The following is a 26548-nucleotide window of genomic DNA, read 5'->3' as shown; positions in this document are numbered from 1 at the left end:
GCGCCCAGCGCGTGCAGCGGGGCGTCGCGGTAGAGGGCGAGCGCCTCCTCGGGGGTGATCCGCCCACCGGCGGCGGCACGGTCGAGGACGGACTGAAGGTCGGCCTTCTCGGTCACCGGGGTCCCTTTCGCAGGGTTCACAAGGGTTGTGGACGGACCGAACCAGCCTACGTCAGGGCATTCGTCCGGCTCACGTCAGGCCGGATACGCGTCCAGACCTCAGGCCGGGTACGCGTCCAGGCCTCAGGCTGTGTACGCGTCCAGGTCTCAGGCCGTGTACGCGCCGATCAGCACCCCCGCGAAGGCCCCCGCGATCAGGAACGGCCCGAACGGGATCACCGTCTTGCGGCCCGCCCGCCGCGCGACGACGAGCGCACCGCCGTACAGCGCCCCGAACAGGAATCCGGCGAAGGTGCCCAGCATCACCGTCGGCCAGCCGTACCAGCCGAGCACGGCCCCCATCCCGAGCGCCAGCTTCACATCGCCGAAGCCCATGGCGCCGGGGTTGATGAGCCACAGCACGAAGTAGCCGGCGCCGAGGGCGAGGGCGCCCAGCAGGGCGGTGAGCCAGTCCCCGGTGTGTTCGGGGACCAGGGTGACCAGCGCGAGCAGCCCGAGGGAGGCTCCCGCGAGCGGCAGCGTCACCGCGTCCGGCAGCCGGTGCACCCGCAGGTCGACCACCGCGAGCAGCACCGCGGGGGGCGCGAGCAGCAGCCAGACGCCGAGTTCGGGCCGGGTGCCGGTGGCGGCGGCGAGGGCGGCGCAGACGACGCCGGTGACGGCGGCGAGACGCCAGGCGCTCGGGCCGTACGACGACTCGGGCCAGGTGCATCGCGTGCACCGCGCCCGCCCGATCCACCCCTCGACGGGATGGCCGCCCGGACACTGTTCCCGCCACTCCTCCTCCGGGGGGACGGAGAAGCGGTAGGCGGCCCGGGGCAGCAGGGTCCCCGTCGCCGCGCCCCACAGTGCGGCGACGGCGATCAGCAGGGCGTCACTCATCCGCGGCCCTATCCGGCCGCCGCGACGCCGTCGCGCCACGTCGGGAGGAGCTCGTCGAGGAGCGCCTCGGTGCGCGGCGGCAGCCCGCGGGCCCCGCTGCGGCCGAGGAGGTCGGCGGCGAGGGAGCTCAGTCGGGCCGGGTCGCCGGTGGCGTGGGTGGCACGCAGCAGCTCGTTCCACAGGCGCTCGTCGTCGGGGGCGGTCCGCCGGGCCGCGTTCAGGGCCTCGATGGCCTTCTCCGCGCGGTCCTTCTCCAGGTGGAAGGCGGACAGCGCGAGGCCGATGTCGGCGACCAGCAGCGGGAGCCGGGCGTCGATGATCTCGTGGGTGAGCCAGCGGTAGCGGCCCTCGGGCCGGTCGGCGAGCAGTGGTCCGCGGACCAGCACGAGCGCGTCGGTGAGCAGCCGTCCCCGTACCGCCCGGCTGTCGACGCCCTTGCCCTGGGTGGCCTCGTGGTAGAGCGAGCGCAGTACGTCCAGGTCGGAGACGACCGACTTGGCGAGCGTGAGCCGCCCGGTCTCGTCGGCGCGGAGCCGGGGGCTGCCGTCCGGTTCGGTGCCGAGCCAGGCGCGCAGCCGGTCCATGAGCGCGTCCCGCACGTCGTCCGTGACGCCGCGCGGCCACAACGCGGAGGCCAGCACGCGCGGGTGGACGCCCTCGCGGTGCAGGAGCAGCAGGGCGAGCGCCTCGTGCAGCAGGGCGCTGCGGTCGCCGTCCGGGGTGTCGAGGCCGATGATCTCGTACGACCCGACCAGACGCGCGTACACCGCCGGCCGCCCCTGCTCGCTGATGTCGACGAGGAACGGCGGGGTGGTGGTCGGCCCGTCCGGGTCGCGCTCGGGGTCGGCCTCGACGAACAGTTCGACGACCGCGCTGCGCTGGGCGGCGGGCAGGAGCTGGGCGTCGAGTTCGAGGCCGAGCAGCGGGGCGAGCAGCTTGCCCTTGGCGGTGATCTCCATCTCCCAGGCGGCGCCGGGCAGGTCGCCGGTCTCGGTGCCGACCAGGTAGCCGATGCCGAGCCGGCTGGCGTCGGCGGCGAGTTCGGCGAGTTTGACGGCGTCCTCGGCGGCGGGCTGGGCGGCGAGCAGTACGAGGTGCGGGGCCCAACGGGTGTGCTGGGCGGGCCCGGTGCGGCCGGTGAGCACGGAGTCGTGCCCGGCGGCGCCCAGGGCGCCCCGGCGCTGCCGCGTCTCGGCCTCCATGGTCTCGATGAGCGCTTCGATGCCGTCGAGGTGGCGCAGCCGGTTGGGGGCGAGCGCGGTGAGGTCCTCGCCGAAGCCGACGAGGGTGATGGTCATACGGTCCGACCAGCCGTTGGTGGCGAGTTCGGCGGCGACGGAGGCGAACAGGGCGGCCCGGTCGGCCTCGCGCCCGCTCAGCGAGACGATGCCGGGCACCGCCTCCAGGTTGAGCAGCAGCCGCGAGTCGTCCATGGTGCCGAGGCTGACGAGGCCCGGGTAGGGCGCGGCGGTGTCGACGTCCTCGTACCGCTCGGCGTCGGTGCGGGCCAGCATCCAGAACGTCTGGTCCTGCCCGAGCCGCCACGGCGCCGGCGGCTTGCCGGCCGGCTGGGCGAGCTGGAGGTGCAGGTCGCCGTTGCTGAGCCAGGCGGCGTAGACGACGGGCAGCGCGCGCGACTCGGCGGCGAGGGAGGCGGCGAGCCCGCGCAGCGACCGGTCCAACAGCCGTACGCCGTCGGGGTCGGCGCCGACCAGCAGGGCGTCCTGGACGTCCTGGGCGTCACCGGTGGGCGTCGGCGGCTCCATGCCGCGCCGCCCGCCGACGGCCCCGAGCGCCGACTGCCACAGCGCCTGTCGGCGCCGGCGGCCGAGGGCGCCGAGGAGACCGGCGGCGAGGAGGGGGGCGCCGAGGAGGGCCTCGGGGAGGCCGAAGTCGTTGCCGTGGGAGGTGTTGTGGGAGGTGCCGTCGGCGGCCGGGGTCGCGGGGGCGGGCTGCTCCTGCCGGTCCGCACTGCCGTGCGCGGCGGGCCGCTGCTGCGGCAGGGAGACGTGCGAGGAGCTCTCGTGCTGCCCCTGGGCGTGATCCCCGGACTTGGCGTAGTCGTGGATCTGCTGCCGCACCTCATGGGAGACGTGGGCGTCGGGGTTCTCGACGAGCTCTCCGCCGTGGGCGTCGCCGGGCATCTCCATGATCCAGCCGGGCCGGATGAGGCTGGCCTCGGACAGCCGCGAACCGTCGGGCTGGACACGGTCCTTGTTGAGCTCGTAGATCTCCTTGTACCGGCGCCCGTCGCCGAGGTGCCGCTGGGCTATCTCCCACAGGGAGTCGTGGTGACGCCCCTCCGGCGGCTGGATCCGGTAGTACTTGGTCCCCCCGGCCTTGGCGGCGCTGTCGCCGGCATCCGCCTGGGCGGCGGCGTGCGAGGCCTGTTCGGCGACGGCGGCCGCGACGCTCGCCGCCTGCTCCTGCGGCTGCGTGAACAGGCTGCCAGGCGTCTGCTGGGCCGCGGCGACCGTCCCCTTCTGGTTGCCCTCCAGGCTGTGCCCGAGCTGCGACAGCCCCGGCGTGAGGCTGGCCGCCGTGGCGCCGACGAGCAGCAGCGCGGCGACGAGCTGACGGGCGAGCAGCTGGCTGGGCCCGGCACCGGGCACGCGGCCGGGCAGGCCGACACCGGAGAACGCGGCCTTGACCTCGACGAGCACACAGGCGGTGAACTGCGCCCAGGCCAGCCACACGATGACCGTGAGCACATGGAGGAACGTCTGGACCGTGATCTCCTGCTGGAGCCAGTCGAGCGACGGCGCCTCGTGCGGCAGCGGCCAGCCCACGGTGACGGCCAGCGCGCCGGGGACACCGACGACCAGCGCGAGCAGCGCCACGAACGCCAGGAACGCCTTGACGAAGTCCCCGAACGTACGCTGCCGCACACGCACCGGCTGCGGTGTCCGGTTCCGCGGACCCGTCGAGCCTCCGTTCGGGTTTCCCGTCGAGCTTGATGTGCTGCGTCGCGCCATGGCGGGTGTCCTGGGTGGTGTGTGGAGGGAGTCGGTCTGGGGGGTGGGCTGAGCCTACAGAGATCCTATTGACTCGGACTGACACGGCGAACCCCGGAGGGCGAACGCGGACACCCGGCCACGGCCCCCACACAATCCCCAGCAACCGCTCAAGTGACCGTCATACGCCCCTGATAGCTTCGTTTCCAGCCGCATTCGTTTCCAGTTGCATACGCCGAACTCGGGGGAGACTCAACCGTGGCCCGCCGCACCCTGACCCTGACCACCTTGACGACCACCGCGGCCCTGCTGCTGACCGCCTGCGGCGGAAGCGGCGGCGGAAAGACGGACGACATCAAGGGTGCGGACACCGGGTCGAAGAGCCCAGCGGCCTCGGCGTCGGCGTCGGCGCCGTCCGGCGTCAAGCGTCCGGTGATCACGCTGCCGAGCGATTTCCAGCTCACGTTCGCGAACTGGACCAACAGCGACCCGGTGAAGCAGGCGGTGCTCGACGACGCCAAGGAAGAACTCCGCGCGGGATACGCGGCGATCATCGCCGACGACCCCGACAGCAAGGACGTCGCCTTCTACGACACCGAGGGGGTCATCGGGCAGACCAAGTCGTGGATCAAGTCCTACACGGACAAGAACGTCACCGTCATCGGCAAACTGCCCGCCTTCGGCCCCAAGGTCACCCTGGCCAGAACCGGGAGAGGCGCGTCCCTCAGCTACTGCACGGACGAGAGCAAGGCGTACACGAAGAACCGTAAGACCGGCAAGGTCCAGGGGAACCCGGCGGGCACGAACCCCAACGTCCGCTACGTGGTCTCGCTGGCGAAGAACCCGCAGGGCGTGTGGCAGAACGCGGGCCTGCACTCGGAGCGGGGCGGGTGCTCCCAGTGAAGGCGCCGCGCCGGGTGATACCCGTGATCGCCACGTCACTTGTCGCGGCTCTGCTGAGCTCCGCGCCCGCCGACGCGTTCGGGGGCTCCGGCACGCGGGGCGAGTCCAAGGGCAACGAGCTGTCCGCCTCCGCCGGCCGGTCGCGCATCAAGGTCAGCCAGGTCAGCGGCCCCATCGGCGGCAAGCGGGGCACCGTCTCCGCGACGGACGTGAACTGGAAGCCGCCGCCGTGCTGGTACGAGCCGGTCTTCTCCCCCGCCCAGCTCAAGGACTTCGCGGAGAACAACGGCGACGGCGACGCCGGCCTGCGCGACGGCTGGTACGGCTCGAAGCTCTGGACCGCCCACTTCAAGGACGGAAAACCCGCGAGCAGCATCTTCACCACCCCGTCCACCGTGCCGGGATACAAGAACTACAACCTCGGCAAGGACGGCTACTTCTGGCGCGGGGTCGCTCCGGACCTCTACAACCTCGACGACACGTCGCTGTGCACCCGGCTGATGTTCTGGGTGGACGCCGGCAAGATCCCCGACGTACCCAACGCCCCCACGCCCAAGACCCTCGCCGAGTACGCCTACAACAAGATCAAGGTCCCCAGCACCTCGATCGAGCTGAAGCCGACGACCAAGTCCACCGTCAACCTCCCCACCTGGGTGTGGCTGGACAAGGGCACCTTCAAGACAGTCAAGGTCCGCGCGGAACTCCCCGACACCGGCCTTTGGGCGGAGACCACCGCCAAGCCGGTCGCCCTCCACCTCGACCCCGGCACGTCGGACGCCGAGACGTCCCCCTCCTCCGGCAACTGCACGATCAACGACGACGGTTCGATCGGCACCCCGTACGAGCCGGGCGACGGCGACAAGACCCCGCCCTGCGGCCTCACTTACCTCCGCGCCTCCAACGGCACCCCGTACCGACTGAAGGCGAGCATCACCTGGCAGATCTCCTGGAAGGGCTCCGACGGCTCGGGCGGCGACCTGCCAGACGGCGTGTTCGAGACCACGCGGGACATGAACGTCCAGGAGATCCAGTCGGTGAACCGCTGACGCGGCGGCGTCTGGCGCCTCGCACAAGCAAGAACCCCCCGTCCCTGGAGCCCCAGGGACGGGGGGTTCTCTTCGGAGCGCCGGGCAGGCCTTGCACCTGCATCTCCCCGCAGGAAGCGGGACGTCTTTCCTTGGACCACCAACGCACTGAGCCCTGCCCGCTTTTCGGCGGCTAGCTCAAGATCCATCGTACAGCACCGCACCGCCCTCCCCCAACCGCCGCCAAGCCTGTTGGCAGGTCGGTTCGGCGTCACCGGTTCCCCCGTAGGGCCCTCCAGGCGTCAACGACTGTGTCCTCCGAGCGCAGCCACCAGCCCTCGATCTTGTCTCGCACAGCCGACCGCACCTTCCACCACTTGAACCACGGTGGCAGATCCCGGAACGGCACGAAGGTCAGCGTGTCCTTGATGGCGTCCTCGGCGAAGCCGCAGGGCCCCTGCGCACGCAGTGCCTCATACAGCTCCGACGTGAGTGCACCGTTGACCCGCGCCGCGGTGCCCGCCGCGGTGAACGCGAACCCGCGCTCATGCGGATCCGGCAGCCGCATCGCCCGCACGATCCGGGGGGGGGGAGGCCTCCGCCAGCGAGCACTGGAAGGCCAGCCCGATCACCGCCGTACCAAGATGATCCGCGCCGCGCTCGAACGCGGCATCCCACTCCTCAGGATCGTCGAGGCCCAACAGACGCTCGCCGCTCTCCCAGTCCCACTCGGATGCCATACCTGATCTTCGACCTCGGCCGCCCGTCACGCGTCGCACTGCGGGAGCGGACGCACGCGCCTGGTGAGCTTCACCAAGGCCTCGTCGGGGGTGGGGGCCAGCAGGCTGACGCTGTCCATGCCGACGTAGACCGCGCCGTCGTCCGCCATGGCCAGGTACTGGTTCCGGCGGTCGACCATGCCGATGGGGTAGAGACCGACGCCCGCCTGCTCGCCGAGGTCGTCGATGATCTCGGCGTCCCACATCGCCAGGAGCGGGTCCAGCCGGAACTCCGTACACGGCATCGCACCGTGGGGCGCGAGGTGGGGCGCCGGGTGGGGAACTCCGACGCAGCCGAACTCCGCGAGGAAGCGGCGCGCGGCGTCGTGGATCTCGTACCCGTCGCTCTCCAACAGGATGTTTTCCCAGGTTGCCGTGGGGACCGACCGACCAGAAAACCAGCCGCCCGCCCGCAACACACGATCGGTCTCCGCGGGCCGACGCCGGTCGGCCACACCGGCGGCGCCGACGGCATCCACGGTTCCCAACCGCTGCCAGAACGCGTGCGCGCCGGGGGGCGCGTCGGGTGTCCAGGGGGCGACCTGAGCCCCCTGCCCCGACACCAACCGATCCAGTGCCTGGTCGATGCCGCCGCCCAGCGGTTCCACGCTGTCTCCGGCGATGTAGAGCACACCGTCCTCGGCGATACCCAGGTGACTGGCGCCCCCGTCCGCCTTCCCTACGGGATACAACGGCATGCCGACCTGTCGGTTCAAGCGCGCGAAGGTCTCCTCCTCCCACTCGGCCAGAAGCGGGTCGAACCGGACGGCCGAGCGAGTGACAACCGGGTCCGCGGGCCAGCCGTACGTCACCAGCCCACCGAACTCGGAAAGGAACCGCCGCGCCGCCGTGTGCGCCACGAAGGACCCGCGCTCGCGCAGGACGCACTCCCAGGTCTCCGTCGGCACCGCCCGGCCCGGCCGCCAGCCCGCACGGCGTAGCACGCCGTCGGTCTCCGCGGACCAGAACCGGGTCTGCTCAAGGCTCATTCACAACACCGCCCACGTGCCTGCACCGCCACGAACTCCATGGCTCAGATACCCCAGGGATCCGCATGGGGGACGGCCGTCGGGTCCTCGGACCACAGCAGACGCGCCTCGATCTGGTCGCCGGTCAGCTCGATGAGCCGGTCAGCCGCCCAGCCGTTCCACTGGACGGCTCGGGGGAACTGCGGCAGGCGGAACGCCGGCAGGTCCACGGGCAGCCTCTCGGGGAGGAACACCGCCTTCTTGATCTCACCGCTCCGCTTCGGCTTCGACGACCTGCGTGTGTCGAGGCAGTCGACCACCCGCTCCACCAGGTAGAGGAAGTACTCGTCGTCCTTCGCGCCTTCGATGTCGACAGGCACCAGGCGACCGGCAGCCGCCAGGTCGTCCCCGAAGCTCTCGGCAAGACGTCGGCTGAGCACGGGAGCGCCCGGGTAACCAGAGGGGAACTCGCTCTTGGGCCAGTGGCCCTCACCCATCCATTCGGCACGCCACCGAGTGGGCCGGTCAGCCTCGCTTCCGCCGCCCTGCCAGCGCATGAGCCGGCGTGAATCGAAACTGTTGCTGCTCAGGTGGTGGCATTCACTCAGGCTCGGCAGAAGCCGAAACGTCGACATGACTTTTTCGGCCTGGTCAGTCATTGCGTCATCCTCCGTTTCGACGCCGAGGCAGGAACTCCGGAACCAACCTCACCACTCGCTCGACCGGCCCCTGGCCCGGCCGGCGGGTCAGTCGGTCTCCAGTAGCCCCTCCAGTGCTCGGTCGTACGCCCTGAAACCGGCTTTCCCGGCCTCGGGGGCGTCCGACCCGGGGCTGAGGATGTCCGGGAGGTGCGCGACTCTCCACATCCTGTGGACCAGCGTGGGTGCGCTCCTGCCGGTGGGGTCTGCCAGGTCCGCGGCAATGCCGAGAACATGCGCGATCTGGGGAGCCCCCGACCGTGCCGCTGTGCCGGCTGCGACGGCCGCGTTGACCAACGCGTCGAGTAGGCCGACAAGTTGAAGGTCCGCAGCCATGCGGCACATGCGTCGCACCGTTGACGGCTCCTCCAGCCTCTCGAACGGCCGCGGAACGCCTGTGACGCCCGCGGACCACAGAAGAAGCACCGCGGCGGACACCTCGTGGTCGCGGAAGTACCCCAGCTCGTCTCCGATTGCCATGGCCTCGTCCCCGAAGCGGCAGACCGATCGGACGCCTGCGAGCAGGCGCTCCACGTCTTCCCATCGGCGGGCCAGGAACCTACCGACCGAAACATCGCCGAGATCCCATGTCCCAGTGGAGTTCACCGCGCCGATCTCCACCACACCGCCGAGTGGACCGAAGACGGCACGGGCCAACACCGTCTTCGCTGACTGCGCGTTCACATCACCGCCCTGGGGATCACAGCTGAGGCAATGGGCCTCAGTAGAGGCTCCTCTCCACGAACCGTCGCAGTTCGTCGCGCCCCGTGGCACGGAGCCCCGAATCGCCGGTGACGGCCCACGCACCGTCGCTCCACTCCACCCGCCACACCTTGCCCTCGTGATTCTCGTACTCCACGAACGCCTCGTGGGTGTTCTCCAACTCCTGGAGCTCGTCGAGCAGAACCTCGGGGTAGGTGAGGGCGCGTCCCGGGTTGGTGCTGCCGCCGCCGGTGCGCGCGTTGTCGAAGCGCATGGTCAGGAACGGCACGGCACCGCGCTCGATCTCGGCGGTGGGCAGCATCTTGTGGTATCTCGCCTCCGCCTCCGGCAACGTCTCGCGCCCGGAGAACTCGCAGGCGGATCCGGGGAAGACGATGTACGTCAGCGGCATGAGATCGGGGTTCTGCACCTTGTGATGCCGGTGTACCTCGGGAACGACGACTGCGACGGAGTCGAAGTCGTATCCGGGTACATCGAATCCGCCCACGGAGGTGAGGAACCGTCCTTCCACGATCAACTCCGACTCGTGCTCACGGGCGAAGGCCAGCACCGCCGCGGCAAGCCTCTCGTCGTGCTTGCCGCGCTGGTTCATCTGAAGGAGCCGCGTGCCGTCGGAGGTCAGGGCACCCGCGAAGTTCAGGACCGGGGCGAGACTCCACTTCCAGGCACGGTCCAGGCTGGCGAGTGGGGTGGAGTTGGGGAACCCAATGACGGTGACTTGCAGATCCATGAACCTTTCCAATCCCTTCAGGAGATCCAGTCGGTCAACCACTGACACGCCGCGCGTCACGCACGCGGTGGCTCGGATGCCCCAAGGGTCCGGATGCGGGACAGCCGTCGGATCCTCGGACCACAGCAGACGCGCCTCGATCTGGTCGCCGGTCAGCTCGATGAGCCGGTCGGCCGCCCAGCCGTTCCACTGGACGGCTCGGGGGGACTGCGGCAGGCGGAAAGCCGGCAGGTCCGCAGGCAGCCTCTCCGGGAGGAACACCACCTTCTTGACCTCGCCCCTCCGCTTCGGCTTCGACGACCTGCGTGTGTCCAGGCAGTCGACCACCTGCTCAACCAGAAAAGGGACGTACTCGTCGCCCTTCGCGCCCTGGATGTCGACCGGCACGAGGCTGGCTGGCGCCGGCAACTCGGCTCCGAGGCTCTCCGCAAGACGCCGACTGACCACGGGAGCTCCAGGGCGGCCAGAGGGAAACTCGCTCTTGGACCAGCGCCGCCCCCCTGCCAGTCGGCACGGAGCCGAGTGGCCGGTCCTCTTCGGTTCCGGTGCATTGCCGGCGAATGAGCCGAGCTACGTCGGAATTGTCGAGGTGCAGCCCCTGGTATTCGCTCAGGCTCGGCATGAGCCGGTACACCGACTGCATTTTCCCTCCGCGCGCGGTTTCATTCGACGGGCAGATCGGCGTCACAAAGGGAGCACACAAAGAACGCGTCCTTGACGACGTTCCAATTACGACAGTTCGAACAGTGCCGGAATGTAATGGGGTGAGTATACCCAGACCCATGCTCCACACCGGCCCGATCAAAGCTTTCTGCTACAGCAACCCAAGATTCAACCTGAGGGCAGTACCCGGTCGATTGGTTACTGACATATGCCGCCACGCGTCCCCCGGTACCCTCGTTCGAGGAAAACCCTACTTCACCGGCCGCAAGAACGCGACGTCCGCCGGCGCAGGCAACATGTTCAGACCTGCGTGGGGCAAGAATCAGGCAACCCGAGAGGTCCACGACGAAGGTGAAGAGGCAACCCGATTCATCACCTCCATGGCTCGCAAGGAATTGCTCGAGATCTTCAGCGCACGCAATCCGCGTTCCGGTTTCATGCAGACTGCGTTCCCTTATTTCGACGGGTCCCACATATCCGTACTCAACCACGTACTGGCATCCTTCAACCACCTATTCCGAAATCTTCAATCGAAACAGGGTTTTCTTCGACAGAGGAAGGAGACTCCGCCAGCACACGGAGAGGACCTGGAATTCCCGGACCCCACGTCTCCCAGCCATGGCGGAAATAATGCTCGGACAACACGGCTCCCGAAGCGCCGACTGTCAATTTTTCATCGATGAATGCCCTCAAGGCAAACAGGAAGTCGCGCACATCCGCCTGGTCGAGCGACGCTCCGTCATGCGACCAGCATCCCATCCAGCCCTTCCCGTCGCGCCGTCCGAGCCTGACGCACACCCATGCCCTATCTTCTCCGAGGGGTCCACAGTCGATCACATCCGCGATCAATTCCTGCGATTCATCAAGCAGAACCTGAATCATATCCATCACATCCGAAGCGCAAACTCTATCAAAATATCCGGGTCCATCTCTCCGGTTCCGATCCGGCGAACCACCTCCGCCGTCCTGTGGTGACCACCGGTGATGTGCACCTTTGAACCAGGGAATCGAGGTGAGTCACCGGGCCCCCAGTCACGGTACCCGCTGATCGGATCGTTGCCCTGCGGGCCACCAAATCTCGTGAGGTCTTCATTGGAAAGGTTCCTGACACCCCCATGACCCGCTATCTCGCCACCATACATCTGGGCATCGGTCAGCGGATGACTGGCAACACGGTTGTCGACCAGCTCACCCGCTCGCACATAGAACCTGTCGTAGCGAGAGTGAACGGGCAGATCGGCGAGATGCTCGTTAGGGTACGGAGAGAGACCCAGCGGATCGATTCGACTGTGGGGATTTTCCACATAGGTGACAGGGTTTGGCGCTGGCTCCAGACCCAGCGGATCCGGACTGAGGTAGCGCGCGGTCTCCGGGTCATAGTAGCGCCAGCAGTTGTAATGGAGACCCATTTCCGGATCGAAGTACTGGCCCGGGAAGCGGAGCGGAGTATAGGTGAGGGAATCCGACTTCCAGGCTGTCGTACCCCAAAGCGTGCTGCGGGCACGCCACGCGGTCTTGCCCTGCATGTCTACTAGTTCGGTCGGGGCTCCGACCAAGTCCGTGACGATCGCGAAAAAGCGGGAATCGATCTCTTCTTGAGACGCTTCCGCCCTGGTCATGCGTTCCGTCTGCGCTATGGGCCGCAGACCTTGATGATCCCATGTGAGGGTGATGGCACTCGAGAGGCTGGGACCCGTCGTCGTCTGCTCACACAGTGTCGCGCCGTCCCAGACGAAGTCGACACGCTCCATGACTGTCTCAAGGTCTTCATCAAGTCGAAGTTTGGCCGTCCGGCGCCCTAGGGGGTCGTAGTTGTAGCGCCAGTGGGTGCCATCCGGTGTGACCAACGCTATGAGGCGGTTCTCGGCATCCCATTCATAACGCCACGTGTCTGCCTTGTGGGATATCCGCCTCTTCTGGCGCAGGATGATGCGACCCAGTGCGTCGTATTCGTAGCGGACACGGCCGGCCCTTGTGAGGCGCGTTCCCTCGTACTCTCGGGTGCCCACGGCTTCGCCGCCGGGGTGACTTGATGGCCATTCGGCCGCCACTTGGTTGCCGATTGCATCGTAGGCATACCGTTCCGTCCATTTCTCCGCATGCACCGCCGTCACACGACCTGCTGCGTCCAATCCGAAACGAAAGTCCCCGGCAAGTGCATCGTCCATGGCCGTCAGGGCACCGTCAGCGCGGTACGTGTACGTGCGGCGTCCAAGAAGAGAGCCTTCCGAGCCCTCCATCGTCTGACTCGCCAGACGCCCCAGAGCGTCGTACGTCTGGGACAGGGTCAGGGTCCCGCCGATACAGCGGGTCACTTCGCGGCCGACCGTGTCGTAGGCGAACTGAATCGAACGGCCCGACGTCACCATGCTCGTGCGACGCCCTGCCACGTCGTATGTCCAACTGCTGCGGGCGCCGCTGGGTGTGGTGCGGGCCGTACGGCGCCCCAGCTCGTCGTACTCGAAGGAAGTACCGCGACCGTTGACGCTCTCCTCGCGGAGGCGACCGCGATCATCACGGACGAAGGTGACCGTCGAGTCAGGGCCAACGGCATGCTCCAACTGGCCTGCGGCGTCGTACGCAAATGTCGTTACTTGGCGGTCAGCAACCTTCCGCACTACCTGACCCAGTTCGTTCAGCTCGAACAGCACGGTCTGGCCCATGGCATTGGTACGTGACCTCACACGTCCTGCCGCGTCGTACCGGTACGTCAGCGTGCGGTCGTCGAAGTCGGTCTCCGAAACGAGATTGCCCGCGGCGTCATACTCGTACGTCCAGGCGTGGCCCTGGGGGTTGGTCACCTTGGTGAGCCGCAACTCGGCGTCGTGTTCGAATTCGTAACGGGAGCCGTCGGCGGCGGTCCGGGCAGCCAGCAGGTCGAAGTGGGTGTATTCGAAGCGAGAAACACCGCCCAGCGCGTCTACGTGGCGCACGCAGTTGCCTTCACCGTCGTACGCCCATGCCTCAGCCGCGCCGTCGGGGCCCGTGCGGCGCGCCAGACGCCCCTCCACAGTCCACTCGAGGCGCATAGCCGCGCCGCTCGAGTCAGTGATGACCACCGGGCGGCCGAACGCGTCCCGCTCATAACGGGTTACGGCGCCGAGAGCGTTTGCGATGCGGGTGGGAAGACCTGTGCGGTCGCAGTGGACCTCGTTCACACTGCCCAGTGGATCCGTGACGGAGGTGAGGCAACCTGCCTCGTCATAAGTGAAGCGGGTGGTACTCCCGGCAGGATCAGTGATCGAGATGCGGTTGCCTCGGTTGTCGTAGGAATGGAGGTAGGTCCTGCCGTCGTAACCGGTGATGGAGATGGGGAGACAGGCTTCGCTGTATTGCACATGGGCCTCACGGCCGTCCGGCCGCGAGATGACGAGAGGCTGCCCATGCCCGTTCCTCTCGAACACAGTTGTGTACCCGAGGGCGTCGGTCTCCGACAGGACGTGATGGTTCTCGTCGTAAGTCGTACGCGTGGTGTGGCCGAGTGGGTTGATCTCTGCGACGACCTGGCTGTTGTCGTTGACGACGAAGCGGGTGGTCGCGCCCTCGGCGGTGGTGAGTGTGGTGACACGGCAGTCGGGCCAGGCAGGGTCGGAGCCGTCGTAGTCGAGCGTGATGGTGATGTGGCCGGCTTCGCCGCCCTCGGCGACGCAGCGGTCGTAGTCGTCGTAGGAGTAGGCGTAGTGGCTGTTGTTCGTGTCCGTCCAGGACGTGATGCGCAGCCGGTCGTCGTAGGTGAAGCGCAGGGGCAGGCCGGAGGAGTTGATCGTCTCGGTGAGGTTGCCATCCGTGTAGCCGTACCGCTTGAGGACTACGTCCGAGCCGTCGTCGGCGGCGTCGGCCAGGGTCAGGGCGGTGACACGTCCCTCGTCGGTGGTGAGTTTGAGGTGGTAGCCGCCGGAGTGGCGGATGGCCAAGGGCGTACCGTGCTCGTCGTAGTCGAAGGTGATCGTGTGCTGGTTGCGGTCGGTGATGCGGGCCAGGAGGGCGATGCCATCGGCGGGGCGGGTGAAGTGGCGTGCGTGGCCGGTGAGCGGGTCGTCGACGCGGTAGCCGCCGTCGTCGAGCCGGGTCAGGGGCAGGCGAGGACCGGCGTGGGGCAGGGCGGAGGTCTGCGGCCCGCTCGGGTGGGGGTACGCCAGTAGCAGGCCGTCCTCGGTGACGAAGACGATGCCGTCGGCGTCGATCTCCAGGCGCTGGTCGACCGTGGACGACCACGTGGGCCCGAACCACCAGCCGCAGCGGTAGTCGGAGGCCACCCGGCGGGTGAAGGCCAGCGGCAGCAGGCCGGGAAGCTCCACGTCCGTCTGCGGCAGGTACATCGCGCCGGTCGCCATGTCCACCGGGTCGCTGCCCTTGGACCGCACGACGCTCTTGAACCGGTTGAAGGCGCCCTTGGCACCGTCGGCCAGCATCCCCTTGCCGTTCTTGGCCAGCCCGCGCAGGCCCAGTGCCATGCCTTTCAGGCGCATCGCCTTGAGGCCCTTCATCCCCTTGGCGAGCTTGCCGAGGCTGGTAAGGCCCTTGCCGCCGGGTATGCAGTCCATGGCGGCGAAGGCCACGTCGAGCAGGCCGGCTTGGCCTTTTCTGTATTTGTTGAGCGTGTCGGCCAGCACGACGAGCGCCGCGATCACCACGATCGCGCCCAGGATCGGCCCGCCGATGATCATCGCGACGATGCCGACGACCGTCACGACGACCTTGCAGACCGCGACGATCGTGTCCCAGTTGTCCTCGAACCAGTCGCCGATGTCCTCCCACCACGACCGGTTCTGGATACCGGCGTCGGAGGCGTCGTCGATCTTCTGCTTGGCCTCGCGCGCGGCCTCGTCGCGCATCTTGCGGGCGTCCTCGGCCATCTTCTTCGCCGCGTCCAGGGCGCTCTGGGCGGTGGTGACGTCCGACTGGGCCTTGGTGTGGGCGGACTTGGCGTTCTGAACGTCGCGGGTGGCCGCCCGGACCTTGGCCTCGTCCGGCTTGTCGGCATCGCTCTTGCGGCCGGTCGGGTCGTCCTTGTACTTGTCGGCTTCCTTGTTGGCGCGCGTCACCCACGAATCGGCCGAGGACAGGCGGGACTTGGCCGACGACAGGTCGTCCTGCGCCTCCTTCGCCTTGGCCAACGCCTTGTCCGCCAGCGTCTGGGCGCGCTCCAGCTTCGGCCAGTAGTCGGCGAGGGCGTCGCCGCACATCTCGTACGACTTCTTCAGCTTCTTCAGGTTCTTCGGGACATCACCGAACTGGTCCTTGAAGACCTCCGCCGACTTGCCCGCCCACTCCAGCAGCGTGTCCTCGCCCGCCATGCCCTTGACCAGGCGCAACGCCTCGGAGACATCGTCGGCGAAGTCGTGCAACTGCTTCGCGAGGGAGCGGACGCGGGTCGGGTCGCCGGGGGTCGGGTCCTTGTCCAGGTCGAGTGGGTGCCAGTCCGCCGGTCGGTGTCCCGCCATGTTCCTGCAACCCCCGTCGCATGCGCATCATCAACAAGCCTGTGCACACGTGAACTTACAAGGAACGGCCGTTCGACGCGAAGCCCTTACGCGGCGGCGGCCACTTCGCACCACACGTACTTTCCGGCGTGGCCGTTCCTCGACAGCGGATTCCAGCCCCACAGGTCGGCGCAGGCCCGCACCAGGCCGAGGCCGCGGCCCTCCTCCGCCTCCAGTTCCGTCAAGGCGGACGGCGACAGTGGGGGTTTGGGTGGTGTGGGGTCCGCGTCCCATGCGCCGATCCGCAGTACATCGTTCCGCCAGCCCAGCCTGAGTGCGGCCGGGCCCTTGGTGTGTTGTACGGCGTTCGCGACCAGCTCCGTCGCGAGGAGTTCGGCGAGGTCCGTCAGGCGGATCAGGCCGTGGATCGTCAGGATCAGGCGGAGGGTGCGGCGGCAGACGGTGACCGCTCTGACGTCGTGGGGGATGTGGAGGGTGTACTCCCAGGGTTCGGGAGCGGTTTCGGGCATGCGTGATCTCCGATTCGGCGTGGGGAGTGGAGATGGGCTGCGGTCTCGGGCGGTGGCATTGCCCCAGCCGTCACGGCATGACGGAGTGGTGCGCTTCCGGATCCCCGGGTTTCGCAGCGTGTGCGTCGCGTCACCGACGGTATGGCCACAATTTGTGACGGTGCAAGTCGTTGCCGTAATCTTCCCCCCGAACGAGGCCCTGCCGCAGGGTAGTCGGGGCGAGGAGGAAGCGATGCCGCGTAGGCAGGAGCCCACCGCACGACAGGAGCGCTTGGGCGCCGAGCTGCGAAAGCTTCGCGAGGCCGCCGGGCTCAAGGGGCGCGACGCTGCCGCGCTGCTCGGCACGGATTCGGCGCAGATCAGTCAGATCGAGTTCGGGACGGCCGGGGTGAGCGAGGAGCGCGTTCGAAGACTCGCCGCCCATTACTCCTGTACGGACAACGCGTTGATCGCGGGGCTGGTGGCGATGGCCACCGACCGCACACGCGGGTGGTGGGAAGATTTCCGGGGTCTGCTGCCGACATCGTTCCTGGATCTCGCCGAGTTGGAGCACCACGCCAGCTACCGGCACGACATCGAGTTCCTCACCGTCCCTGGCCTTCTCCAGACGGAGGACTACGCCCGCGCCGTCTTCTCCTACCGGGTCCCAGAGCTCCCCAAGGAGGACACGGAACTGCGCGTACGGCATCGCATGCAGCGGAGGACCGTTCTTGAGGGCGCAGATCCGATCCCGTACGAAGCCGTGATCCACGAGGCCGCGCTACGCATCAGGGTCGGTGACCGCGCCGCCGCGCGTGCTCAGCTCATCCATGTTCTGCGGCTCTCCGAGGTAGATCACATCACCGTCAGGGTGATCCCCTTCGACCTCGACAGCTTCGGCGGAGCGTGGAGCGCCATGATGTACGTAGGTGGAGCAGTGCCCCAGCTGGACACCGCCGTGCGCGACGCCCCTCATGGAACGGCCCTGATCGACTCCGAAGCTCAACTCGGTGCATTCCGAGCGCTGTTCCGTAAGGTGGAGACCGTGTCACTCGACCCCGCTCGTTCGCGTGACTTCATCCACAAGCTGGCGAAGGAACTGTGAGGCGCTCCGTGACCACCCCTGTCAATTGGCAGAAGTCGTCCTACTCCGGCGGCGGCGACGGCAACAACTGCCTCGAACTCGCGACCTCGGAGAACACCCTCCACTTCCGCGAAAGTGACGAGCCCGACACGGTACTCAAGACCTCCCGGGCGCCGATAGCCGCCCTCATAGGCCACCTTCGCAACAAGTGACCCTCACACCGTCAACGTCCCCGCAATGTCATCCCCCATCCTCTCCACCGGCTCATCCAGCACCGCCTCCGTCCACGACAGCATCAGCGTGAGCGCCGTGCGCATGCCGGCCGGGCGGACGGCGTAGAAGAGGGAGCGGACCACCGGGCGGGGGCCCAGCAACCGCTTCTTCTCGGCGATGAAGTTCTGGCGGATACGGATGGCGTCGCCGAGGGGGAGGCGGAGCTCGCGGATGTCCGGGGCGCCGAAGTCGTCGACCGTCATGCGCTCGGCCAGCAAGGCGAGGGTGATCTCCGGGTACTCCGCGTCGGGATGGATCGCGTCGAGTTCGAGGCCGGCCGCCATGAAGTCATAGCCGCTCAGGTAGAGGCCGAAGGCGCCCAGCGGGGAGCGGGTGCGGCTGTCCGCCGCCGCGCGCTTCAGGCTTCGGGCCAACACACGGGCGTCGCCCCGCTTGCCCTCCCGCGCGTACCGGGCGACGAGTTCGTCCGCCTGGTTGCGGGCCCAGTAGTCGAGGGGCACGGTGTCGGTGACCGGGAACGGTACCCAGTCCTCCGAGCATTCCAGGCCGAGGTTCGAGAGGTCGTCGGCGGCGTCGTCGTCCGTCATCTGTTTCCTCATTCCGTCCAGGTCAGCGAGCCCGCGACCGCGTCGAAGAGTTCCGCCATCGCGTCCGCTATGGGTTCCAGGGGCGTGGAGAAGGTGAGCAGCAGGAACGCCGTCGTGCCGGGGACGGGGACGTGGTACTCGACGGAGAGCGAGCGGTGTGGCCTGTTCGGGGCGGCAGCGGCGTCCCGTTCCGGTTCCGGCTGGGTCGTTAGCCGGCGTACGCGTACCGCCTCTCCCGACGGCAGCTCCTCGATGGTCACCGTCGCCTCGCCGCCGTCGGCCTCCAGCGCCTCGGCCAGTGCCTGGGCCGGGAGCGGCCCCGGGCGCTGGAGTGGGGCGAGGGTGACCAGCAGGGACGCGGGGATGGTGAACGGGCCGACCTGCTGGAGGCTGAGGTACAGCTCGATGCCTCCGCTGCGGGCCGCCTTCGCCGAGCGGCGGCGCAGGTCCTTGCGGAGGTCGTCCTTGAGGTGGGGCGCGTTGTCCATGCCGTCGAACTGGCGCTCCACCAGCGCGTCGATGGATCTCTCCCGCTCCTCGGAGGGATCCAGGACGATGCGGAACCAGCCGTCCGGCAGGAGCAGGCGGTAGTCGCGGGGAGGGCCGGAGGCATGGGGGGCGGTCGTCATGCGGCTTGCTCCGTGCGGGTGCGGGCCTCGGCCGTCGGGCGGTCCAGGCGGGTGCGGCTGGTGAGTTGGTGGAGGGCGTACGGCGTCGCCTGGAGTACGGCTCCCAGGGCGCCCAGAATCATCGCGGCCGCCCCCGCCCCCGGATGAGCGTCCTCGATCCGTACCCCCCACGTCAGGGAGAAGAAGGAGCCCAGCGCCATCACCGCCGTGGACGACACCCCGGCGATCGTGCTCGGGAAGCGGGAGACGGCGCGTGCCGTGCTCGGCGAGTCGGGGACGGGGCGGGAGCCCAGCACCGGTGTCTTGGGCCACCTGCCCTTGCCGCTCAGGCTGCGCTCGGACACGCGCAGGCCGGTCGCCTGGCGCAGCCGGGACCAGCCGTCCGCGCCGCCCTCGCCCCCGAACCAGGCTGGCCAGGGGAGCACCGCGCGCACCTGGTCGTCGGGGCCGCGGAGTTCGGCCCCGAGCGGCGCCCCGGCGTGATCGCGGACGAGGATCAGGGACGTCAGGGCGTGCGGACCGGCCAGCGGGAACCAGTACTCCTGGCCGCCCAGGTCCCGGAGGACCAGGTCCCTGTCCTGTACGCGTAGTTCGGCGCGTTCGCGGAACCGGACCGTGGCGCCCGTGTCCTCGGCGGGCGCCGGCCCGATCCGCTCCCGTACGGCCGGGTCGTACCGCCGCAGCCGCCACCGCGTCCACGCACGCAGCGCCAGCCGTGCCACCGGGGCGGCGAACGCCGCGACGGCGGACACCAGGACGAGGCCCGGCCGCTCGGAACCGGAGAAGACGATCAGCGTGAAGGTCACGAACCAGACGGCTCCCGCCAGCAGCCGCGTCGTCCAGTACCAGGAGGGGAAGGCCCTTCCCGGGCCGAGGCTCCGGGCCCTGCCGGCACGTCCCCATCCGCGGCCCGGCGCCGGCGAAGCGACCCGCGGGTCCTTCCAGTCCCGTACGACATCGATCGGGATCCCCGCCGACCTCAGCAGGTACGTCACTCCCGTGCGGGCCAGCAACTGCTCCCCCTGTACCGGCCGTTTCGGCAGTACGGGGGATTCCGGCAACCAGTCCTCGATGGCGAACCGGCCGATCAGCGCCCCGGTCGCGTCCTGGAGCTGGACCTCGCCCCAGGAGCCGGAGATCGCCGGGCCCATGCGCTCGCCCCGGTCCTGACCGGCCGTGTCGATGAACACCGCTCGGGCGATCCCGGCCAGGCGGAGGGTCCGGGTGCGGGTGCGCAGCACCAGTTCGCCGTTCTCCGCGTAGAGGCGGGAGCGGTGGCACAGTTCCAGGCCGGGGCCGCGGGAGCCTGCTGGTCTGAGGGCGAGGGCGGGCTCGGAGGTCATACGGGCACCTCGTTCGGGATCATCCGGTGGCCTTGTCGTAGAGAGACGTCACCGTGCCGTACGCCCCCTCCGCGCCTGCCACGACCCCCGTCGCCGTGGCGCCCGCCCACACGTTGGTCTGGCCGGAGAAGTTGCTCATCGCCCGGCTGACGTCCGGCATGTCCTTCGCGGCCTGGGAGATGCCGTCCAACTCGGCTGCGGAACGGGCCAGTTCCGGGTCCAGGGTGCCCGCCGAGCGCGGCGCGGCCAGGCCCTTGGCGCCGTCGCGCCACGCCTGCCCGGAGAACGCCTTCCCGATGGACTTCACGCCGTCGGCGGTGTCCCGGTAGATGGCGACGGGGCTGACGCCTTCCCTGAGGTTGCTCCAGGTGAAGACCTTCCCCTTCGGCATGTTCGCCAGCGCCTCGGCCGCCTGCCTGCCCCGTACCGACCCCTGGGCCCCGGCGTCGGCGATCTTCCACGCCTTGTTGGTCTTGGCACCGGCGGCCACGGCCTCCCGGTACAGGTTGCCGCGCGCCAGCGCCTTGGTGCCCGCGGCCGCTCCCCTCGCCCCGGACATCGCCGCCCGCCCGATCCCGAACGTCGCGAGGCCCACCGCGTCCAGGATGACCGACTTCCAGCTGCCCTCGCCGCCGAGTGCGAGCACCAGGTCGGTCGCGAACGCGACGACGCTCGCCGCCAGGGCGACCGCGTTGGCGACGGCGGCGATGGCCTGCCCGATGACCGGGATCCAGCCGAGTGCGAGGGCCGCCACGCCCGCCCAGAGGGCGATACGGCCCGCCCATTTGGATATCTGGGTCAGCCAACCCGCGTTCTCGTGCACCCAGTTCTTGAACTTGTCCCTCCACCCGTCCTTGAGGCCGTCGCCCTCGATGACGTCGTGAATGGCGTCGGCGGCCAGCCCGGCGGCCCGGTCGCGGATGCCCTTCGCGGCTTCCAGCGCGTCCTTGGCGGCGGACAGCGCGGAGGAGGCCTGCTCCTTCTGGTGCTGGTACTTCTTGGTGTCCGGGTCGTCCTTCGGGGTGTCGTGGGGCTGCCCGTCCAGTGCCTTCTGTGCGGAGCCGAGGTCGCCGTGGGCGGCCTCCGCGTCCTGGAGCGCCTTGTCGGCCATCTGCTGGGCGCGGTGCAGTTCGGAGGCGTACTCGTTGCTGCACACCCCGTCCCGTACCTGGGTGCCCAGGGCTGCCGCGGCCTCGTCGTACCGCTTGAACCCCTTGCGCAGCTTGTCGCCCGCGCCGTCGGCGGCACCGCGGAACTCGGTGGCGGTCTTGCCCTTCCAGTTCTCCACCGAGGCCAGCGCCTTGATCTCGCGGGCCTCCTTCTCGATGGCCTCGGCCGTCCTGCGCAACTGGCGCCCGAGGGCGGCCACTTCCTCCGGGTCGCCGGGGACCGGGTCCGAGGTCTCGTCGAGCACCGCCCAGCGGGCAGCGGCGGGGCGGGCGTTCACTGCTCCGCTCCGTTGCCTGCCTTGTCGGCCTTCCGGAGGGCCTCGGCGAGTTCGTGGTCGAGTTTCTCGTACGAGTCCGCCGCCGTCTTGGTGATCCCGGCGAGCTTCTCCAGTTCCTCGGTGAGTTTCCCGCGGTGGATCTTCCAGTTGCTGCCGAACTTCTCGAAGGCGTCCAGCAGTTTCTGCGAGCCGATCTCGGAGACGCCGTACCCTTCGGCCGGGTTGGCCCGCTCGGCGAAGGTGTCCTTGATACGGGTCAGCGCCCTGGAGCACTCCCTGATCCGGTCGATGTCCGCCTGCTGATCACTCACGCGTACGTCTCCCCCGTCCCCCGTGCCGCGTCACCGGGCGCAGCATCCGTTTCCGGCCATCAGACCGGTCAGCCTGCCGGGGTCGGGTAAGGGACGGGGGCCTCAAGGTGTGAGGAAGGTAAGAAACCCCTGGCGTCTGCCGCGCATCGGGTTCAGCCCTTGCCGCCCTCCCGCACCACCGCCAGCGCCAATGCCAGACGGCGGTCCAGCCAGCTCGCGCGCGGGTGGTACGTCCTGATGTCCGCGAAGTCCTTGAGGTACCGGCAGACCAGCGCCTCGGGCTCGGACTCGCCCTCCGCGCGCCAGGTCACCGGCCAGCCCTCGTTCGTGGGCCCGCGCCGGGCGTCGCCCTCCACACCGAGACTGAGGACGGAGTCGACGACGCTGCCGGCCACCGCGCCCGCGCCGCGCACCACCTTCTCCTTGCCGCGCGCCGCGATGTCCTTGGCGCTGCCCCGCGCCCAGTTGTAGCGGGCCACGATGTCCGGGTGGCCGGGCTGCCGGAGCCACCAGCCGTGCTGGATGGCCCGTTTGGCGGGCGAGGTGCGGTGCAGGAGGCCCAGTTCGGTGCCGTCGGCGTCCGTCACGCGGTAGCGGGCGCCCGGCTCGTCGGGCGTCAGGGAGCACAGGAGCGATTCCGGCCGTGTGGCGTCGTACAGCTCGTACGCGGGCTGCTCGGCGCCGTCGGCCGTCAGCAGCACGGCCGGGGCGAAGTACCGTACGCCCTCGTGTGTCGTGGCCGCCCGCACCGCGCGCTCGCCCTTCACCGGCTTGCGGGTGAGCGTGCCCGGGCGCAGCACGTCGGTCACGGTGAACCAGGGGGCGCTGTGCCAGGGGACCGGGGGGATCTCCGGTTCGGGCTTGTGGCGTGCGAACAGGGCCACGGGTCAGCCGACCTCGTTCTCGGCGGTCGCCCGGCCGTGCACCACGACGTTCCCGCCGTAGAACATGCCGGTGAACACCGGCTCGTACGTCAACTGGACCTCGATCTCGACCCGTTGGGCGTCGGCGGTCACGCAGTGGGTCGCGGCGATGTCCGCGCCGCTCATGTCCATCTCGCGGGCGAAGGTCTTCACCCGGGCGTCGCACTCGGCGAACTTGATGGGTGCGGCGCCGCCCGCGTCGTCGTAGAGGGCTTCCTTGTCGATGTCCTGGGCGGCGTAGCGGGCCGCCTGTTCGGCTATGTCGGCGGCGCGCTCGCGCTTGGAGATGGACAGGCCGCCGTCGATCACGAACGCGGCGAGGGAGAGGAAGACCAGGGTGAAGATGATCACCGCGCCGGCGCCGGAGCCGCGGTCGTCCATGCGTGCCAGGCGCGAGCGCCACCAGGCCCGTACCGGGTGCCCCATGTTCCTCACGCCGTCCTCCGGAACGGGTCCAGCGGGGAGCTGAAGCTCGCCGACAGCCGTGTCGGGACGTCCAGGCCCAGCATCGCCAGGCCTCGCACCTGGCAGCTGACCTCGACCGTGAAGATGGTGTCGGGTTCGAAGCCCTGGCTCGTCTGGACGACGGACACCGGGCCGGAGCACACGTCCGACAGGTCCGCCTCGGCCGCTTTGCGGGCCTCGGCCATCGCCGTGCCGTGGTCCTTCTGGATGGACCCCGCACGGGCCGCGTCACGCGCGGCCCCGTCCAACGCGCCTCGTCCGTCCACGAGTTGCCCGAAGGCGACGAGGACCAGGATGAACATGATCATCACTGGGGCGAGGATGACGACCTCGACGGTCGACAGGCCCCGGTCCCGGTCCTCACCCGTGAGGCGCTCGCGTACGGAGGCGAAGGTCATCTAGTTCTCCCCCTCCTTCACGAACCGCTCCACCGGTCCCGACGACTGCGCGTGCACCGTCAGATCCAGCCCGGGGAACACCGTGGGCACCCGTGCCGTGATCTCCACGCCGACCGTGTGCTGCTCCGGCTGGAGCATCGTCACGTCCGGGGAGAGCACGAGCTGGGGGCCCAGTTGGCGGATGTAGGAGTCGACCACGTCCCGCGCCTCACCGCGCCAGCCGCCGGGCTGTTCGTCGGCCGTGGCACGGGCCTTGCGGGCGCCGGCCTGGGCGGCCGCCTGGGCCACGTGGTCGGCGAAGAAGTACAGCGCGAACTGCACCGTCGCGAAGATCATGAAGAAGAGGACGGGGGTGAGCAGTACGAACTCGATCGCGGTCATGCCGGAATCACCGGCCCGCCCGCGCGCGGCCTCCGTCCGGCGGCGCGCCCATCTGCCCACGCCCATGAACAACCCCGTCATCCCCGTCTTGTCGTACCCGTGATCAGCGGATCGCGGATCAGCAGGTCTTGCTCGCGCTCGCACCCTTGATGCAGTCGCCGACCTTGTTGGCGCCGTCGCTCAGCGCGGTGTTGATGATCGCGGCGACCACGCCGACGATCGCGACGACGACCGCGGAGATGATGACCCACTCCACCGCGGAGGCACCACGGTCGAGTTCGCCGGAGCGGGCGCGCTGCACGCGGGCCTGGAAGAAGGTGACCAGGAAGTCCATCGCCGGGATCCCGGTGCTGAAGTTCCGTCCGTTCATGATGAGTTGTCCTCTCGATACAGCAGTTGGCAGAAGTTCGGGAATCGGCTCACACCTGGAACACCCGCATCGCCGCCGGGAAGATCAGGAACACCAGGAAACCGGCGCACAGCAGCAGCTGGGCAACGAGCATCGACTGTGACTTCTCGCCCGCGCTGCCCTCGATCTCGGCCAGTTCGCGGTGGCGCATCGTCTCGGCGCGGGAGGCGAGGGACTCGCGGACCTTGGCGCCGTCGTCGGCCACCAGGGCCAGCGACGCGGAGAGGTCCTTCAGTTCCTCCACGCCCAGCTCCTCGCCGAGCGCGCCCAGCGCCTGCCACTGGCTGACACCGGTGATACGGGCGTCGGCGAGGGCGTTGCGGATGCGCTGGTTGGCCCAGCCGTCGGAGACCTCGGCGGCGGCCATCAGGGCCTCGGGCAGGCCCCGGCCGCCGGCCAGGCTCATCGAGACCAGGTCCAGGTAGGCGCCGATGACCCGGCGCAGGTCCCGCCGCTTGTCGGCCGCGTCCCGCCGTACCTCGAGGTCGGGAAGGAAGAAGAACAGGGCCGCGCAGAGCAGGGCCAGCCAGACCGGGATGACCGGGCTGCGGCTGAAGCCGAGCGTCCAGACCACCGCGAACAGGAACGGGCCGAAGAACAGCCCGGCCGTGGCCAGCAGCACCTTCGTCGCGAGGAAGTTCTCCCAGCTGCGGTCCAGGACCGCGAGGTCGGCGCGCAGCGAGCGCTGCTCCCAGCCCTGCTGGAGATAGAACTCGCTGACACGTGCGCCGACTTCGGCTCGCAGGGAGCCGATGCGGCCGGTGTCTTTGGCCTGGCGGGCGGATTCGTACGCCGCTCCGCGCGCCCGCATCGCGTCGATCCGCGCGACCTGCGCGACGGCGCTGCGCTTGGTCGGCATCAGGGCGCGGACGAGGGCGTAGACGCCCAGGCCGAAGATCACGCCGACGACGATCGGCATCGTCAGGTTCACGGGCGTACCCCTTCCTCCGACGACTGGGACGGTTGCGGCGCCTGCTGCGGTTGCTGTGACTGCGGCAACTGCTGTGACTGCGGCTGCTGCTGGGCGGGCGTCCGGGGCCGTACGAACTGCACCCCGGACTGGTCACGCACCAGGAAACGCTCCGGCGTCTCGATCGTGGACAGCTTGCGCAGCCACCAGAAGCCGAGTGCGAACAGGCCGCAGACGACGGCGAGTACGAGCTGGCCGACCGGGCTGCTGTAAGGGGCCACGAAGTCGCGGTTGAAGACGGCGAGGCCGAGGACGAACGCGATGGAGACCGCGACGACGATCTGCACCGAGCGCCGGGTCGAGGCCCGCTGGGCCATCACGCGCTGGCGCATGTCGACCTCCTCGCGCGCCGACTTGGCCAGGGCGCCCAGTACTTGGCGCAGACCGGGACCGCGCAGCCGAGCGTTGAGCATGAGGGCGGCGACGATGATGTCCGCCGAGGCGTCGTCGATCTCGTCGGCGAGGTGCTGGAGCGCGTCGGGCAGGGGCGTACGGGCACGCAACCGGTCGACGAGCGCGTCGAGATGGGGCCGCAGCACGGGGGCCGCGGCCCGCGCGGAGGCCGGGATGGCCTGCTCCAGGCCGACCGCGCCGGCGATGGTGTCGCGCAGGGACTCGGTCCAGGAGGCGAGGGCCTCCACGCGGCGCATGGCCGCCCGCTCCTCCGCCGCGCCGCCGAAGAGGCGGTCCCAGAAGAAGACGAGGACGCCCGCCGCGATGCCGGCCACCGCCCAGCGGGTCAGCAGCAGCACGGCGAGCCCGACGATGGCGGCGAGCGAGCCGCGCTGCCCGGCGAACCGGATCAGTTCCGCCGCCCGCTCGTTGGCCCTGTGCTTCTCGTGCTCGGGCTTGGCGGGCAGGCCGCGGAGGGCGATCAGGAGCAGCGCGAGGCCGCCGCCGACGGCGACGCCGGCGCCGATCGAGTACAGGACGGTGGTGGAGAACAGACCGCCCATGGAGCCGAGCGAACCGAGGGCCGTGTAGGTCATGC

General features: G+C 69.3%; 27 protein-coding genes. 4 read left to right on the top strand and 23 right to left on the bottom strand.

The features are described 5' to 3' along the window. Window positions 1–266 precede the first annotated feature (266 nt). Window positions 267–1001, bottom strand: a complete 735-nt coding sequence (locus ACFY01_RS38560) for a prepilin peptidase (RefSeq protein WP_390740445.1) — start codon at window positions 999–1001, stop codon at window positions 267–269. Between the two features lie 8 nt (window positions 1002–1009). Then, on the bottom strand, window positions 1010–3976 hold the full coding sequence (locus ACFY01_RS38555; protein ID WP_390740444.1) for a BTAD domain-containing putative transcriptional regulator: 2967 nt from the start codon (window positions 3974–3976) through the stop codon (window positions 1010–1012). A gap of 237 nt (window positions 3977–4213) precedes the next feature. Between ACFY01_RS38555 and ACFY01_RS38550 the strand changes: the two genes are divergently transcribed. Then, entirely contained in the window at window positions 4214–4858 is a 645-nt protein-coding gene (locus tag ACFY01_RS38550) for a hypothetical protein (RefSeq protein ID WP_390740443.1), read from the top strand. A 23-nt stretch (window positions 4859–4881) separates the two neighbouring features. After that, on the top strand, window positions 4882–5904 hold the full coding sequence (locus tag ACFY01_RS38545; protein ID WP_390740442.1) for a hypothetical protein: 1023 nt from the start codon (window positions 4882–4884) through the stop codon (window positions 5902–5904). A gap of 250 nt (window positions 5905–6154) precedes the next feature. On the opposite strand, the gene ACFY01_RS38540 is transcribed toward ACFY01_RS38545, so the two are convergent. From ACFY01_RS38540 to ACFY01_RS38500, 9 genes are all read right to left on the bottom strand, one after another. After that, window positions 6155–6451: a hypothetical protein gene (locus tag ACFY01_RS38540; protein WP_390740441.1), complete on the bottom strand. Its 297-nt coding sequence runs from the start codon at window positions 6449–6451 to the stop codon at window positions 6155–6157. Next, complete coding sequence (locus ACFY01_RS38535; protein WP_390740440.1) at window positions 6429–6623, bottom strand: hypothetical protein; 195 nt, start codon at window positions 6621–6623, stop codon at window positions 6429–6431. Before ACFY01_RS38535 ends, ACFY01_RS38540 begins: the two co-directional genes overlap by 23 nt. A gap of 26 nt (window positions 6624–6649) precedes the next feature. Next, window positions 6650–7651 (bottom strand): SUKH-3 domain-containing protein, encoded by a 1002-nt coding sequence (locus ACFY01_RS38530; protein WP_390740439.1) that lies wholly within the window; start codon window positions 7649–7651, stop codon window positions 6650–6652. A gap of 44 nt (window positions 7652–7695) precedes the next feature. Further along, window positions 7696–8289 carry a hypothetical protein gene (locus ACFY01_RS38525; RefSeq protein ID WP_390740438.1) on the bottom strand — a complete coding sequence of 198 codons (594 nt, stop codon included), beginning with the start codon at window positions 8287–8289 and terminating at the stop codon, window positions 7696–7698. A gap of 87 nt (window positions 8290–8376) precedes the next feature. Beyond that, window positions 8377–8952 carry a hypothetical protein gene (locus tag ACFY01_RS38520; protein WP_390740437.1) on the bottom strand — a complete coding sequence of 192 codons (576 nt, stop codon included), beginning with the start codon at window positions 8950–8952 and terminating at the stop codon, window positions 8377–8379. Window positions 8953–9049: 97 nt separating this feature from the next. Further along, window positions 9050–10189, bottom strand: a complete 1140-nt coding sequence (locus ACFY01_RS38515) for a hypothetical protein (protein WP_390740436.1) — start codon at window positions 10187–10189, stop codon at window positions 9050–9052. A gap of 759 nt (window positions 10190–10948) precedes the next feature. After that, a complete protein-coding gene (locus tag ACFY01_RS38510) occupies window positions 10949–11326 on the bottom strand; it encodes a hypothetical protein (RefSeq protein ID WP_390740435.1) in 378 nt (125 codons plus the stop codon). 5 nt (window positions 11327–11331) lie between these two features. Next, window positions 11332–15888, bottom strand: coding sequence for a DUF6531 domain-containing protein (locus ACFY01_RS38505; RefSeq protein WP_390740434.1), 4557 nt, complete (start codon window positions 15886–15888; stop codon window positions 11332–11334). A gap of 86 nt (window positions 15889–15974) precedes the next feature. After that, on the bottom strand, window positions 15975–16397 hold the full coding sequence (locus tag ACFY01_RS38500) for an ATP-binding protein (RefSeq protein ID WP_390740433.1): 423 nt from the start codon (window positions 16395–16397) through the stop codon (window positions 15975–15977). Window positions 16398–16629: 232 nt separating this feature from the next. On the opposite strand from ACFY01_RS38500, the gene ACFY01_RS38495 reads away from it, so the two are divergent. Then, window positions 16630–17481 carry a helix-turn-helix domain-containing protein gene (locus tag ACFY01_RS38495; RefSeq protein WP_390740432.1) on the top strand — a complete coding sequence of 284 codons (852 nt, stop codon included), beginning with the start codon at window positions 16630–16632 and terminating at the stop codon, window positions 17479–17481. 8 nt (window positions 17482–17489) lie between these two features. After that, the gene (locus ACFY01_RS38490) at window positions 17490–17672 is read left to right on the top strand and encodes a DUF397 domain-containing protein (RefSeq protein WP_390740431.1); all 183 of its coding nucleotides are present in this window, start codon (window positions 17490–17492) and stop codon (window positions 17670–17672) included. A 3-nt stretch (window positions 17673–17675) separates the two neighbouring features. On the opposite strand, the gene ACFY01_RS38485 is transcribed toward ACFY01_RS38490, so the two are convergent. The 12 genes from ACFY01_RS38485 to ACFY01_RS38430 all read right to left on the bottom strand — a co-directional run bounded on the left by ACFY01_RS38485 (window position 17676) and on the right by ACFY01_RS38430 (window position 26546). Beyond that, window positions 17676–18281: a hypothetical protein gene (locus ACFY01_RS38485; RefSeq protein WP_390740430.1), complete on the bottom strand. Its 606-nt coding sequence runs from the start codon at window positions 18279–18281 to the stop codon at window positions 17676–17678. A gap of 8 nt (window positions 18282–18289) precedes the next feature. Next, window positions 18290–18910: a hypothetical protein gene (locus ACFY01_RS38480; RefSeq protein WP_390740429.1), complete on the bottom strand. Its 621-nt coding sequence runs from the start codon at window positions 18908–18910 to the stop codon at window positions 18290–18292. Beyond that, entirely contained in the window at window positions 18907–20253 is a 1347-nt protein-coding gene (locus ACFY01_RS38475; protein ID WP_390740428.1) for a hypothetical protein, read from the bottom strand. Before ACFY01_RS38475 ends, ACFY01_RS38480 begins: the two co-directional genes overlap by 4 nt. Before the next feature lie 19 nt (window positions 20254–20272). After that, window positions 20273–21700, bottom strand: a complete 1428-nt coding sequence (locus ACFY01_RS38470; protein ID WP_390740427.1) for a hypothetical protein — start codon at window positions 21698–21700, stop codon at window positions 20273–20275. Continuing rightward, window positions 21697–22011 (bottom strand): hypothetical protein, encoded by a 315-nt coding sequence (locus ACFY01_RS38465; protein ID WP_390740426.1) that lies wholly within the window; start codon window positions 22009–22011, stop codon window positions 21697–21699. The genes ACFY01_RS38470 and ACFY01_RS38465 overlap by 4 nt, the downstream gene beginning before the upstream one ends. Window positions 22012–22163: 152 nt before the next feature. After that, on the bottom strand, window positions 22164–22895 hold the full coding sequence (locus tag ACFY01_RS38460) for a hypothetical protein (protein WP_390740425.1): 732 nt from the start codon (window positions 22893–22895) through the stop codon (window positions 22164–22166). 3 nt (window positions 22896–22898) lie between these two features. Continuing rightward, on the bottom strand, window positions 22899–23360 hold the full coding sequence (locus tag ACFY01_RS38455) for a TadE/TadG family type IV pilus assembly protein (protein ID WP_390740451.1): 462 nt from the start codon (window positions 23358–23360) through the stop codon (window positions 22899–22901). A 5-nt stretch (window positions 23361–23365) separates the two neighbouring features. Continuing rightward, complete coding sequence (locus tag ACFY01_RS38450; protein WP_390740424.1) at window positions 23366–23797, bottom strand: TadE/TadG family type IV pilus assembly protein; 432 nt, start codon at window positions 23795–23797, stop codon at window positions 23366–23368. Continuing rightward, window positions 23798–24259, bottom strand: a complete 462-nt coding sequence (locus ACFY01_RS38445; RefSeq protein WP_390740423.1) for a TadE/TadG family type IV pilus assembly protein — start codon at window positions 24257–24259, stop codon at window positions 23798–23800. Window positions 24260–24296: 37 nt separating this feature from the next. Beyond that, entirely contained in the window at window positions 24297–24548 is a 252-nt protein-coding gene (locus ACFY01_RS38440) for a hypothetical protein (protein ID WP_361449563.1), read from the bottom strand. A gap of 49 nt (window positions 24549–24597) precedes the next feature. Then, complete coding sequence (locus tag ACFY01_RS38435) at window positions 24598–25518, bottom strand: type II secretion system F family protein (protein ID WP_390740422.1); 921 nt, start codon at window positions 25516–25518, stop codon at window positions 24598–24600. After that, window positions 25515–26546, bottom strand: coding sequence for a type II secretion system F family protein (locus tag ACFY01_RS38430; protein ID WP_390740421.1), 1032 nt, complete (start codon window positions 26544–26546; stop codon window positions 25515–25517). Before ACFY01_RS38430 ends, ACFY01_RS38435 begins: the two co-directional genes overlap by 4 nt. Between the last annotated feature and the right edge of the window lie 2 nt (window positions 26547–26548).

Origin of the sequence: Streptomyces sp. NPDC001480 (assembly GCF_042894725.1) — a bacterium.
Classification (GTDB): Bacteria; Actinomycetota; Actinomycetes; order Streptomycetales; family Streptomycetaceae; genus Streptomyces.
This window is presented reverse-complemented; position numbering and strand designations above follow the sequence as displayed.

Excerpts from the sequence above, each read along its gene's own strand:
- ACFY01_RS38540 (WP_390740441.1), bottom strand. The coding sequence starts at position 6,451 with ATGCGGCTGCCGGATCCGCATGAGCGCGGGTTCGCGTTCACCGCGGCG.
- ACFY01_RS38500 (WP_390740433.1), bottom strand. The coding sequence starts at position 16,397 with ATGCCCGAAACCGCTCCCGAACCCTGGGAGTACACCCTCCACATCCCC.
- ACFY01_RS38475 (WP_390740428.1), bottom strand. The coding sequence starts at position 20,253 with ATGACCTCCGAGCCCGCCCTCGCCCTCAGACCAGCAGGCTCCCGCGGC.
- ACFY01_RS38530 (WP_390740439.1), bottom strand. The coding sequence starts at position 7,651 with ATGAGCCTTGAGCAGACCCGGTTCTGGTCCGCGGAGACCGACGGCGTG.
- ACFY01_RS38480 (WP_390740429.1), bottom strand. The coding sequence starts at position 18,910 with ATGACGACCGCCCCCCATGCCTCCGGCCCTCCCCGCGACTACCGCCTG.
- ACFY01_RS38560 (WP_390740445.1), bottom strand. The coding sequence starts at position 1,001 with ATGAGTGACGCCCTGCTGATCGCCGTCGCCGCACTGTGGGGCGCGGCG.
- ACFY01_RS38450 (WP_390740424.1), bottom strand. The coding sequence starts at position 23,797 with ATGACCTTCGCCTCCGTACGCGAGCGCCTCACGGGTGAGGACCGGGAC.
- ACFY01_RS38440 (WP_361449563.1), bottom strand. The coding sequence starts at position 24,548 with ATGAACGGACGGAACTTCAGCACCGGGATCCCGGCGATGGACTTCCTG.
- ACFY01_RS38485 (WP_390740430.1), bottom strand. The coding sequence starts at position 18,281 with ATGACGGACGACGACGCCGCCGACGACCTCTCGAACCTCGGCCTGGAA.
- ACFY01_RS38445 (WP_390740423.1), bottom strand. The coding sequence starts at position 24,259 with ATGACGGGGTTGTTCATGGGCGTGGGCAGATGGGCGCGCCGCCGGACG.
- ACFY01_RS38430 (WP_390740421.1), bottom strand. The coding sequence starts at position 26,546 with ATGACCTACACGGCCCTCGGTTCGCTCGGCTCCATGGGCGGTCTGTTC.
- ACFY01_RS38525 (WP_390740438.1), bottom strand. The coding sequence starts at position 8,289 with ATGACTGACCAGGCCGAAAAAGTCATGTCGACGTTTCGGCTTCTGCCG.
- ACFY01_RS38535 (WP_390740440.1), bottom strand. The coding sequence starts at position 6,623 with ATGGCATCCGAGTGGGACTGGGAGAGCGGCGAGCGTCTGTTGGGCCTC.
- ACFY01_RS38495 (WP_390740432.1), top strand. The coding sequence starts at position 16,630 with ATGCCGCGTAGGCAGGAGCCCACCGCACGACAGGAGCGCTTGGGCGCC.
- ACFY01_RS38505 (WP_390740434.1), bottom strand. The coding sequence starts at position 15,888 with ATGGCGGGACACCGACCGGCGGACTGGCACCCACTCGACCTGGACAAG.
- ACFY01_RS38555 (WP_390740444.1), bottom strand. The coding sequence starts at position 3,976 with ATGGCGCGACGCAGCACATCAAGCTCGACGGGAAACCCGAACGGAGGC.
- ACFY01_RS38510 (WP_390740435.1), bottom strand. The coding sequence starts at position 11,326 with ATGATTCAGGTTCTGCTTGATGAATCGCAGGAATTGATCGCGGATGTG.
- ACFY01_RS38455 (WP_390740451.1), bottom strand. The coding sequence starts at position 23,360 with ATGGGGCACCCGGTACGGGCCTGGTGGCGCTCGCGCCTGGCACGCATG.